A 12,159-nucleotide genomic window follows, 5' to 3' on the forward strand; every position below is an offset into this window, starting at 1 on the left:
CTCCGCATACGCAGAGGGGGTGTTTTTTATTGTGTTTCTTTCCCATATAAAACACGTAACCAACCAATAAAGTTTATGTAAATCTTTTTTTGCTAGTTTTTTGAACATATAGATAGATGGAAAGTAAGTTTACTTATAGTTGTTCAAGTTTCTTTGTGTTATAAATAATTTTATAGGCATGTTTTTTGCTTGTTCTAATATAGGAAATGATTATGAAATTATCTGTTGGGTTGAAAGTAGCGAATAATTTATCGTTAACTCCTCAATTGCAGCAGGCTATTCGACTTTTACAACTCTCTAGTTTGGAGTTGGAGCAAGAAATACAGATTCAACTTGATAGTAATCCATTGCTCGAAAAAATTGAAGATAATAATAGTATTGAAAGTTTAAATAGTGTTGAAGCTAATGAAAATAAAGATTTAACATCTGAATTGAATGCAGATCATTTACCAAATGATTTGCCCGTTGATACAGAGTGGGATGATATTTATACGCATCAATCCACCGCACTTGCTACACCAGAGTATGAAGAAAGAGAAGATAACAGACAAATTCACCTTAGTTTAAAAGAACATATTCTAGAACAAGTTAATCTTTTGCATTTTTCTAGGGTGGATAAGCTGATTGCTTATTGTATTGTAGACTCTTTGGATGATAAGGGATTTCTAGATGCTGATTTGACAGATATTTTAATTGCTGTGAATCAATTGTTACGAGAGGTTGATAACGACGAAGATGTTGAAGAAGATGAGGTTATTGTTGTCTTAAAACATATTCAACGTTTAGAGCCGATAGGTGTTGGCTCAAGAAGTTTGGCTGAATGTTTGCAAATTCAATTAGAAACAATTAAAGATAAAACACCTTTTTTAGCCGAAGCAAAACAGCTTTTAAATTACTATGAACTGCTGATTTCTAATGATTTAAATAAATTATTGAAACAAACTGGATTATCAAAAGAACAACTAACTAATGCTATTGAGTTACTTAAAACCTTAAAGCCTTATCCTGGGTTGGAGTTTGATCAACAAGAATCAGAATATCAGGTACCTGATGTCGTTGTCGCAAAGAAAGATCAGCATTGGAATGTACAATTAAATCCGGATGTAATGCCTAAATTACGGATTAATTCATTTTATTCCAATATGATTCGTCGAGCAGATCAAAGTGACGATAATGTTTATTTACGCAATCAAATGTTAGAAGCAAAGAACTTCATTAAGAGTATAGATGAGCGTCATAAAACATTATTGAAGGTTGCGACTTGTATTGTTGAACATCAGCGAGCATTTCTTGAGCAAGGTGCTGAAGCAATGAAGCCTTTAGTTTTGCGTGATGTTGCAGAAGAAGTTGAACTACATGAATCAACAGTATCTCGTGTGACAACCAATAAATATATGCTTACACCCCGTGGGTTATTTGAATTGAAATACTTTTTTTCAAGTCATGTTGGAACAACTTCTGGTGGGGAGGCATCTTCGACTGCAATTCGTGCCATGATTAAAAAGCTCGTATCTAATGAGAATCCACGTAAGCCTTTGTCAGATAATGCAATAGCGGAGATGTTGAAAAAAGAAGGGATTGAGGTTGCTCGTAGAACAGTCGCAAAATATAGAGAATCGTTACATATTCCTTCATCTTCTGAAAGAAAAGTCTTGATCTAAAATTTAAGGTGTGACTATTCTAATAGCTCATTATGACGAAATAATGAATTTTTTTAATAGTCACTAGAGAGATCACTGAAATGATTTAATGGATACTGAACCATTCATGTGCATTAATTTGTTTTAGTTATTTCTTGAATCCTAAGAAAAGGTGAGGGATAGAATTATGCAAATAACAATTCGTGGACACCATTTAACCATTACACCAGCAATTGAAAAAAATATAAAAGAAAAGTTTAGTCAAATGACTAAGCATCTTGATCAAGTAAACAGTATGCAAATTAAACTAGCGAAAGATCATCAAATCGATAAGCGTTCGCATAAGGGGAGTGCCAATCATATAGCTGAGGCCATCATACGTTTACCAGGGGTTGAGTTGTTTGCTCAAGCAACAGCAGATGATATGTATACTTCAATAAAAAAACTGACAGAAAAATTAAAAAGACAGCTTGCTAAACATAGAAAAATGCAATGTTCTTACCAACATGAGTTGGTTGTTTTAAGTTAAATTACTTTTAAGAAAGAGGCTAATTTTGATAGCCTCTTTTTTTATTTTTAAAAAAAGAAACTGCTTACTGAATAATGTGAAAAAGTTATAGTAAAATATGCGGTTTTACACCATTGGCTGTATAAGAGGTCTTGTAATGAATAGTGAACAGCTCACGCAAATTTTAAAAGAAGCTTTCCCTGAAGCAGAAGTAGCAGTGAGTGGACAAGCTGGAAAATTCGACCTTCGTATTGTAGATGATCAATTTGAAGGAAAGAGAACTCTTACACGTCAACAAGCCGTATATGCACCTCTTAATTCTTATATCGCGAGTGGTGAAGTTCACGCAGTTACTATTCGTGCAATGACTAAAGACGAATGGCGTAAAGCAAGCCTTTTCGGAGCTTAAATATTAATGGATAAATTTTTAATTACTGGCGGTGTTAAGCTCGAAGGTGAAGTACGCATTTCTGGTGCTAAAAATGCAGCTTTACCTTTACTCGCTGCAATGATTCTTGCGGACTCTCCGACTACTTTAACCAATGTGCCAAACTTAAAAGACGTAAATACATTAGTTAAATTAATAGCGGGTCTTGGCATTACCATGACCTATGAAGGGGATACGGTTCGTGCTGATGCATCAACATTAGATAATCAATTTGCACCATACGAACTTGTGAAAACAATGCGTGCTTCAATTTTAGTGTTAGGTCCATTATTAGCACGTTATGGTAACGCAAAAGTATCATTACCAGGTGGTTGTGCAATTGGTTCACGTCCAGTTGATCAGCATTTAAAAGCTTTGGAAGCGTTAGGTGCACATATTGAAGTTGAAAATGGATATGTTCATGCTTCAGTTGATGGTCGATTAAAAGGCGGTGAAGTCGTTTTTGATATGGTGACCGTGGGTGGTACAGAGAACATCTTGATGGCTGCTGTTTTAGCAGATGGTGTTACAACAATTCGTAATGCTGCTAGAGAGCCTGAGATTACAGACCTCGCCCAAATGCTAATTAAAATGGGTGCAAAAATTGAAGGCCTTGATACAGAGACTTTGGTAGTAACTGGTGTTGAAAGTCTGCATGGTTGTGAATACGCAGTCGTAGCGGATCGTATCGAAACTGGTTCATATTTAGCTGCTGCAGCGATCACTGGTGGTCGTATCAAAACGACGCATACAGATCCAGCATTATTAGAAGCTGTATTAGATAAATTCGAAGAAATGGGTGCGGAAGTTACTCGTGGCGATGATTGGATTGAACTAGACATGCAAGGGAAACGTCCTAAAGCTGTTAGTTTTAGAACATTGCCTCATCCAGAATTTCCGACTGACATGCAAGCTCAAATCATGGCCGTGAATGCAATTGGTCGTGGTTTTGCGACGATTTCTGAAACAATTTTTGAAAATCGCTTTATGCATGTCCCTGAACTTTCACGTATGGGTGCAAATATTCAGGTAGAAGGCCATGATGCGATCGTAACAGGTGTGGAAACACTTCAGGCTGCACCTGTTATGGCTACAGATTTACGTGCTTCATTTTCACTAGTGCTTGCAGCCTTAGTTGCAGAAGGTGAAACACTAATTGATCGTATTTACCATATAGATCGTGGCTATGAACATGTTGAAGAAAAATTGCAAAGTTTAGGCGCTCAGATTAAGCGAGTAAAAGGATGAATGACTTAAGAAACGATGATCCGAATTTTGATGTAATGGGTAATTTTGATCATGGTCTAACTTTAGCACTCAGTAAAGGTCGTATCTTAAAAGAAACATTGCCATTACTTGAAAATGCAGGCATAAATTTACTTGAAGATCCTGATAAATCTCGTAAATTGATTTTCCCAACCACACATAAGAAAGTACGTATTTTGATTTTACGTGCTTCTGATGTGCCAACATATGTGGAAAACGGTGCAGCAGATTTTGGTGTCGCGGGTAAGGATGTATTAATGGAACATGGAGCTCAACATGTGTATGAGTTACTTGATCTGAAAATTGCCAATTGTAAATTAATGACTGCTGGCAAAGTTGGAATGGAACGCCCGAAAGGACGTTTGAAGATTGCAACCAAGTATGTCAATTTGACGCGTCAATATTATGCGAGCTTAGGTGAACAAGTTGATGTGATTAAGCTCTATGGTTCAATGGAGCTTGCGCCATTAGTAGGCTTGGGTGATTATATTGTCGATGTCGTTGATACGGGTAATACTTTACGCGCCAATGGTTTAGAGCCATTAGAAGAGATTTGTAAAGTTTCTTCGCGTCTTATTGTCAATAAAGCGAGTTTTAAACGGAAACAAGCTTTATTAAATCCAATTTTGACTCAACTTGAACAAGCAGTCCAATCACGTTAAACGTGATTTCCTATGAAAACTGAGTGATAGATGTTGATATGATGCCCACAAGGACTTCGAAAAAGAGTAAACTTATTCTTCTCTTTTTCGCCTTGTGGGTAAATTGATGCGACGTTTATCGACTCAGGATCAAAATTTTAAGCAGATATTTGCTGAACTATTAGCATTTGAAACTGTAAATGATCCTCAATTAGTACAAACCGTAGACCAAATTATTGCCGATGTTCGTCAACACGGTGATCAGCATGTACTTAAGTTAACGCAACAGTTCGATCGACATCCTGCGCATCAATTCTCAGACTTAGAGCTCAGCCAAGAACAACTCAAATCCGCTTTTGAGGGTTTAACCATTGAAACTCGTGATGCACTTGAGTTAGCAGCAAAACGAATTCGTTCATTTCATCAAGCTCAGAAGCAAGAAGGGTGGACTTATGTTGATGATTTGGGAAATACATTAGGTCAAAAAGTCACTCCACTTGATCGTGTTGGGATCTATGTACCTGGTGGTTTAGCATCTTATCCATCGTCTGTACTTATGAATGCTTTACCAGCCCATGTTGCTGGCGTACCTGAAATTATTATGGTTGTTCCTGCACCCAATGGTGAACTTAATCCATTGGTATTAGCAGCAGCATATTTAGCTGGTGTGAGCCGAGTTTTTACAATAGGTGGTGCACAAGCTGTTGCAGCTTTGGCTTATGGTACTGAAACAATACCTGCTGTAGATAAAATTACAGGGCCAGGTAATCGCTTTGTTGCCGCAGCTAAAAGAGCAGTTTTCGGTCAAGTAGGCATTGATATGATCGCAGGTCCTTCAGAAATTCTTGTTTATGCTGAAGGTGAAAATAATGCTGAATGGTTGGCAATGGATGTATTGTCTCAGGCAGAGCATGATACTGTGGCTCAATCAATTTTCATTACACCTGATGAGAATCTTTTAAATGCTGTGGAAATTGCAATTGAAAAGCATTTGAACGAACTGCCAAAGGCAGATATTGCTCGAACTTCTATCGAAAATCGTGGCGCATTAGTGCTTGTGAAGAATCGTGCAGAAGCAGTTGATCTTATCAACCAAGTTGCTCCTGAGCATTTAGAGTTATGTCTAGATGATGCAGAGTTGATGAGTCAAGAAATACGTCATGCGGGCGCAATATTCATGGGGCGCTATACTCCTGAAGCAATAGGTGATTATTGTGCGGGGCCTAATCACGTCCTACCAACATCTGGTACAGCTCGCTTTTCCTCACCGCTTGGTGTTTACGATTTTCAGAAACGCTCAAGCTTAATTATGTGCTCAAAAGAAGGTGTCAAAACCTTAGCAAAAGCAGCAGACGTATTGGCGGTGGAAGAAAATCTCGATGCACATGCTCGATCAGCTCGTTATCGTTATCAATAGCTAACCCACGAATATAGGGGCTGATAAAGTTCCTTTTTAGAGAGTTTTGAGAGTATATAAAATGGCATTTACAATTGAACAAATGCGTTTTTGGAGTCCAGAGGTTCGTGAGTTAGAGCCTTATGTACCTGGTGAACAACCAAAAATACAGAATTTATTGAAACTGAATACAAACGAAAATCCTTATCCACCATCACCAAAAGTGGTTGATGCAGTGCAAGCTGTTTTGGCTCATCAAGCTGATGCCCTTCGTTTATATCCTGATCCAGATGCTACGGCTTTAAAACAAGCAATCGCTAAACAACAAAATGTTGATGTTAGTCAAGTCTTCGTAGGAAATGGTTCTGATGAAGTGCTTGCTCATATTTTTAAAGCATTTTTCATTCAGCAAGAACCAATTCTATATCCAGATATAACCTATAGTTTTTATCCAGTTTATAGTCAATTTTTTGGTGTTCAAACAAAGCAAATTCCATTGAATGAAAAATTTGAAATAGATATTTCAGATTATGAACAGGAAAATGGTGGAATTATTATCACCAATCCAAATGCACCAACGAGTATTGCATTAGGTTTGAACAAAATTGAACAAGTGTTAAAAGCTAATCCAAATCGTGTGATAGTTATTGATGAAGCTTATGTAGATTTCGGAGCAGAATCAGCCGTTGAACTTATAAGCCGTTATGAGAATTTGGTTGTATGTCAAACAACCTCCAAATCTCGTTCACTGGCTGGATTGCGTGTTGGATTTGCAATTGGACAAGCCCATTTGATTGCTGCACTTGAAGCGGTTAAAAATAGTTTCAATTCATACCCAATTGACCGTTTTGCAATTGCTGCAGCTGTAGCATCTTTTGAAGATCAAGATTATTTTCAAGAGCAATGTGAGAAAGTCATTGCAAGTCGTGAAAAATTGGTAGCTAACCTAACTAAGCTAGGTTTTAATGTTTTGCCTTCAAAAGCAAACTTTATTTTTGCTACACACTCCCTACACGATGCAGCACAACTTGCAGAAAAATTGCGTGAGCAAGGTATTATTGTTCGCTATTTCAACAAACCAAGAATTAATCAATTTTTGCGTATTACGATTGGTACTGATGAACAAAATCAGCGCCTAGTTGATACATTAAAAATGCTAATAAGTTAATTTTGAAGTAGCTTATTTTATTTCTGCCATGTATTGAGTAGATCAAGCATGGCAGAAACTTTATCAAAACATTCTTGGTATTCGGCTTCCGCATCAGATGCGATAGTAATTCCACCACCTGCCCAAATCGAAAGATTGTCCTGATTTTTTTGAATACTACGAATTAAAATATTCCAGCGACCTGTACCATCGTAATTAAAATATCCTAAACTTCCACAATAAGCACCGCGTGGAGATTCTTCAAGTTCATCGATAATTTGCATTGCGCGAATTTTTGGTGCCCCTGTGATTGAGCCTCCTGGAAGTGCTGATAGCAACATTTGCATCGGATTAACTTCTTCTTTTAATGTCGCAGTGATTTCACTCACCATATGGTGAACTTGATTAAAACTTTCAATTTCAAATAATTTTGTTGTTTTTACTGAACCAGTTTCTGCATAAACACTTAAATCATTTCTTAGTAAATCCACAATCATCACATTTTCCGCCTGATCTTTTTTTGAATTTGTTAACTTTTCTTTTGAAATAAGGTCTTGTTCAGGATCTTGGTGTCTTGGCATGGTGCCTTTGATTGGTCGAGTTTTAATTTTATTTTTATTATCAAATTCAATGAATAGCTCTGGTGAACAACTTAAAAGTTCGAATTCATTAATTTTTACATAGCCTGCATATGGTGCATGAGTTAATTGCCAAAAATCATTTGATTTACTAAGTAAGGAGCCTTTCGCTTTTGCTGTAAACTCTTGAGTTAAATTTATTTGATAACAATCACCAGCTTTAATATAGTCTTGAATTTTTCTGAATGCCTGTAAATACTTGGTTTTAGACCAGCGAGGTGTACATTGATCCTGTAAAGATAATGATTCTAGTTGATCTGATTTATTTTTAGACAAAAGGGATAGAATGTAATTATAGGTGTTTACTGAATTTTTTTCATTGCCATAGAAATACCATTCACCATCATGATATTTAAGATAACTTGAATATTCACCTAAAAAAAGACTGGGTTGAGAGCGCGTAGCAGTTTTAACGCATAAGTTTGAACAATAGTCATAACTTATAAAGCCGATATATCCACCTTTAAAAGAAATGGATTCGATGGCTGATATTGGATTTTTGCTAAACTGAGCAAAATCAATGATCGATAAAGGATGCGTAATTTGATGATATTGGTTTAACTCAAGTTGAGTGAACTGTCGTGATGTTGAATTTTCGAAGATTAAATAATGTTTTGGCAAAAAACTAATAATAGGTGAGTTTTGATCATGCAAATAAACCAAACCAATTAACTCTCTCAACTGAAATAGAATTTCAGAGACTGATAGAGATGAAATATTGAGTTTTTGCTGAAACTGGCTCATAAACTTGAAAATAACACATGCAAATCATAAGAAATAATTGTACTACAATAGTGAGAAATCATCGGAGTTTTTCAAAAACAGGTTGTAATTCGAAAATCATTTAAACAGTATTTGTGATTCATCTCATAAAAATTGTCTTTATCAGTAATTTAAATGCATAAAAATGGCAAAAAGTGTCATTGTTAACATTTATGTAAATATCTTATCCATTCAGATAAATGGAGAACTGAGAGAAATGTATACTTGTTTTTTTAAAAATGGTCTTATAAATATACAGATAATTCACAATGTTATTGCTGACTAAGAGTTGTAATGCAGTAGTGTATTTTTTATGCCGTTTATCGGTTTATTACTAAAAAGCGGTTAACAGGAGTTGAACATAAAATAACAAACAGGTAATTTAGTACTTGCTAAGCGAACTACTCAAGGATCGGAAGTTCAAGTTGTCATTTAAGAAAAAAACAACAGTGGACAGTTTAGAGTAGTGTAAGTCAAAAAATAAATGCTCTTGGGAGAGTGCTCAATGAAAATGTTTACTAAACTAGCTTTAGTTTCTTCAATGGCGATTAGCGCAAATGCAATGGCTATGCAAGCGATGGATGATGCTGCACTTAGCTCTGCTACTGGTCAAGATGGTATTTCTATCGGTATTGGTGCTGGTCTAAACGCAGACTTAGCAACTTTTATGGGTAGCGATCCTGCTACAACAAAAGGTATTTTAGTTGAAGGTTTATACGTACATGATAACGACGGTTTAGCTACTACTGCTGCGTTTAATGGTGTAAATCTAGGCGGTCAAGCAACTGCTGGTGCGATTCATATTGCTGGTTTAGGTCTACAAGCTACCGCTGGTGCTGATAACTTTGATGGTACTGCATCAACTAACTTGCTTAATTTAAAAATTGATACTGATGCTGGTGATGCTGCAGCTGGTGGTGCATTCCTAAATATCGGTGCTAATGTTGCAGCACTTCGAGTTAAAGTTGGTGCAATCAGTGTTGGTGCTTCTGGTGCAGCTCCTGATTTAGCTTCTGCTAATATCCGTCGTGGTACTACAGGAACTGAGAACCAAATCCTTACTGGTTTAACATTGGATATGGGTAAAGTTGCAGCTAACGTACAATTAGGTGCTACTCCACAAGGTGCTATGGTTCTTGTTAAATCTTCTCTAAGCGGTCTTAACATCACTAACCTAGGTATCAATGATGCTGCTGGTGGTGGTCAGATCTATCTTGATGGTTTACATGTTCGTGGTGCTGGTGGCGGTGCAATTGATGTTGATTTAGGTATCTCAGTTAAAAGCACTGGTTTAGAAATTACGAACAACAGCACAGCTGGTAATGATATATATGTTAAAGCTGTACGTTTAGGTGCTGCTGCGACTGGTTCTACAAATGCTTCAATTGGTGATGTAGAAGTCCAAGGTCTTAAACTTGGTCAAACTAAGATTACAATCGCTGGTTACTAAGTTGATTTGTTGATTAAAAAAGCGCATATATTGCGCTTTTTTTAATCTTTGAAGAAAAGTGGTTTTAATCTAGATATTAATTTTCTATTTGCAAGTGAAGTCGTTACATATTTCCTTTGAAATACACGAAGATATGTAAAAGAAATAACATTTCATCAAAAAAAGCTAAAAAAAAGCTGTTTTTTTTTATAAAAAACGGTATCTTCATCACACAGGGAAGTAGTGTCAGTGACGCTAAGAATAAAATGAATAAGGCAAATCATGCCGCTGTTAAGAAAAGAGAATTATGTTAGAGATAGCTCTAGGCTCTGCATTGATGTATTACTTTACAACGCAAGCCTTTGAAATAGAAAAAAAACCTGAAGGAACAGTTTATTATACTGAAACTTTGGATTCTAGGAATTCTTCATTTACTCGTAATCATCGAGAAGCGGTTGTTATAAAGCCAGCAGTTGAAGATCAGTTTCGAGGCATCGTACGTCAAGCATATGACTATAGTTGTGGTTCGGCGGCATTGACGACACTTTTAAATGGATACGGTGGTTTAAAGCTAACTGAACAGCAAACGATGAGTGGCTTGCTTCAGTACGGTGAATATCAACGAATCATTGAAAGAAGAAGTTTCTCCCTACTTGATATGAAGAGATTTGTTGCGGCTTTAGGTCTAAATAGTGGGGGATATCGCGGTGAGTTTTCAGATCTAATTGCACTTAAGCAGCCAGCAATTGTTCCAATAACATATGCAGGATTTAAACATTTTGTTGTTTATAAAGCTTATAAAGATGGGCGTGTGTATGTTGCAGATCCAGCTCTTGGAAATATAAGTTTTGATGAAACTCGATTTCGAGAAGTATGGGATAACAATACCTTATTTATCGTAGATGTTCCTGGACAATATCGAAAGGACTTATTGGCGTTAAAAGATGAAGATATGCGCCACGTAGATGATGCTACAGTCAATCGATATGCTTTGGCTGAAATTCAATTCCCTACGCAAAAGTTTGAGAAACTTGCTGATAAAGCCTCTACAATGCGTAGGGTACTTGATGCTGATCCAAACTCAGAGAACTACAATAAACCGATCACTACATACATGCGTATGTACTATAAGCGTAAATAATCTCAGAATTTAATAGATGTAGGATGTCATAATGAACAATCAATGGATGAATGTGAGTGTATTAGCATTAAGTTTAAGTGCTATAGCGACGACCCTTTATGCTGAAGACCAAACTGAAGTTGCGAATGTAGAACAGACTCAAATCAATGAGTCGGCAACACAAAGTACACCAGCTGTAGCTGAAGCTACATCTACCACTCCAGCAAATGATGCAAGTGAAGCTGCCAATGCTTTGCAGAAGCAAGAGGGTGATGCGACTAAGGAAACTAATTTACAAGAAGTATTCACTTCAAATGAACGTCAGTATTCTTTAATCAAAAAAGGTGTTTTCTCATCTTATTATGATATTGACTATACCTATTATCGCGATAGTCGCCTTGACTTAGCGACTGATGATAGTACGAGTACTTTAGCTCGGCTTCGTGTTGAAGAAGATGCAAACCATACATTAACCAATACTTTTACAGTTCAATATGGCTTATTAGATAACTTAACATTATCTGCAACTGTTCCATTTATTGCAAAAAAAGAGCTATTACAAGATGAAACTGCAGCAGGCTTAGGGGATTTATCCTTTGGAGCACGTTGGGAGCCTTTTCCACTTAACCAAGGGCGACTCCCTTTGGTTTTATTTGGTAGCCTATCAACCAAAACAGGTGATAGTCCTTATGAGATAGGGATCGATGAACTATCAACTGGTAAAGGCTACTATTCAGTAGGTGTTGGTGCTAGTACTCGTAAATATATTGATCCAGTTGTTTTATTTACATCAGTTTCTGCTAATTATGGTCTCAAAGAGACAGGTTTAAACCAATTGCGTGGTAATCAAAGAACTCTAGAAAGTTTTGACCCAGGTTTAAGCGGTGGATTCGCTTTTGGTTTTGCATACTCGTTCAATTACGACGTATCTTTAACGATGTCTTACCAACAAAGCTTTAATACTGGCGCAAAATTTTATTTTAGAGAGGGTGAAAGTTTTAAATCTGCTGATCAAAGTAGTGCTACTCTTTCTTTTGCTTTAGGTGTACGTGTATCTCCAGAAACAATCGTGAATGGAACTGTTGGAATTGGTTTAACAGAAGATGCACCAGATGTTTCATTAGGACTTTCATTCCCATTAGATATTATTGGTTTTGGTAAAAAACTACGTTAAGGAGAGACAAT

11 protein-coding genes are annotated in these 12,159 nt (G+C 36.6%); 10 read left to right on the plus strand and 1 reads right to left on the minus strand.

Features of this window, described 5'->3' with window-relative positions; genetic code table 11:
- The first annotated feature begins 212 nt into the window (after positions 1–212).
- The 7 genes from IRT38_RS06335 (at position 213) to hisC (ending at position 7,046) form a co-directional block, all read left to right on the plus strand.
- Positions 213–1,661: an RNA polymerase factor sigma-54 gene (locus IRT38_RS06335; RefSeq protein WP_004952298.1), complete on the plus strand. Its 1,449-nt coding sequence runs from the start codon at positions 213–215 to the stop codon at positions 1,659–1,661.
- A gap of 166 nt (positions 1,662–1,827) precedes the next feature.
- On the plus strand, positions 1,828–2,169 hold the full coding sequence (hpf, locus tag IRT38_RS06340; RefSeq protein ID WP_004914435.1) for a ribosome hibernation-promoting factor, HPF/YfiA family: 342 nt from the start codon (positions 1,828–1,830) through the stop codon (positions 2,167–2,169).
- Positions 2,170–2,305: 136 nt separating this feature from the next.
- A complete protein-coding gene (gene ibaG, locus IRT38_RS06345) occupies positions 2,306–2,557 on the plus strand; it encodes a BolA family iron metabolism protein IbaG (protein ID WP_004914432.1) in 252 nt (83 codons plus the stop codon).
- A 6-nt stretch (positions 2,558–2,563) separates the two neighbouring features.
- Positions 2,564–3,823 (plus strand): UDP-N-acetylglucosamine 1-carboxyvinyltransferase, encoded by a 1,260-nt coding sequence (murA, locus tag IRT38_RS06350; protein ID WP_075696120.1) that lies wholly within the window; start codon positions 2,564–2,566, stop codon positions 3,821–3,823.
- Positions 3,820–4,503, plus strand: coding sequence for an ATP phosphoribosyltransferase (hisG, locus tag IRT38_RS06355; RefSeq protein WP_004952306.1), 684 nt, complete (start codon positions 3,820–3,822; stop codon positions 4,501–4,503). The genes murA and hisG overlap by 4 nt, the downstream gene beginning before the upstream one ends.
- Positions 4,504–4,609: 106 nt before the next feature.
- On the plus strand, positions 4,610–5,899 hold the full coding sequence (hisD, locus tag IRT38_RS06360) for a histidinol dehydrogenase (protein WP_042892937.1): 1,290 nt from the start codon (positions 4,610–4,612) through the stop codon (positions 5,897–5,899).
- Between the two features lie 61 nt (positions 5,900–5,960).
- The gene (gene hisC / locus IRT38_RS06365) at positions 5,961–7,046 is read left to right on the plus strand and encodes a histidinol-phosphate transaminase (RefSeq protein ID WP_194597238.1); all 1,086 of its coding nucleotides are present in this window, start codon (positions 5,961–5,963) and stop codon (positions 7,044–7,046) included.
- A 17-nt stretch (positions 7,047–7,063) separates the two neighbouring features.
- Here the strand turns inward: hisC and pabB are convergent, their stop codons facing one another.
- A complete protein-coding gene (gene pabB, locus IRT38_RS06370; protein WP_194597239.1) occupies positions 7,064–8,407 on the minus strand; it encodes an aminodeoxychorismate synthase component I in 1,344 nt (447 codons plus the stop codon).
- A 523-nt stretch (positions 8,408–8,930) separates the two neighbouring features.
- On the opposite strand from pabB, the gene IRT38_RS06375 reads away from it, so the two are divergent.
- The 3 genes from IRT38_RS06375 to IRT38_RS06385 all read left to right on the plus strand — a co-directional run bounded on the left by IRT38_RS06375 (position 8,931) and on the right by IRT38_RS06385 (position 12,148).
- The gene (locus IRT38_RS06375; protein WP_194597240.1) at positions 8,931–9,875 is read left to right on the plus strand and encodes a DUF6160 family protein; all 945 of its coding nucleotides are present in this window, start codon (positions 8,931–8,933) and stop codon (positions 9,873–9,875) included.
- A 286-nt stretch (positions 9,876–10,161) separates the two neighbouring features.
- Positions 10,162–10,995 (plus strand): C39 family peptidase, encoded by an 834-nt coding sequence (locus IRT38_RS06380; RefSeq protein WP_099948134.1) that lies wholly within the window; start codon positions 10,162–10,164, stop codon positions 10,993–10,995.
- A 31-nt stretch (positions 10,996–11,026) separates the two neighbouring features.
- Positions 11,027–12,148 carry a hypothetical protein gene (locus tag IRT38_RS06385; protein WP_194597241.1) on the plus strand — a complete coding sequence of 374 codons (1,122 nt, stop codon included), beginning with the start codon at positions 11,027–11,029 and terminating at the stop codon, positions 12,146–12,148.
- The last annotated feature ends 11 nt before the right edge of the window (positions 12,149–12,159 follow it).

It is taken from the genome of Acinetobacter sp. SK-43 (assembly GCF_015351505.1).
GTDB lineage: Bacteria > Pseudomonadota > Gammaproteobacteria > Pseudomonadales > Moraxellaceae > Acinetobacter > Acinetobacter junii.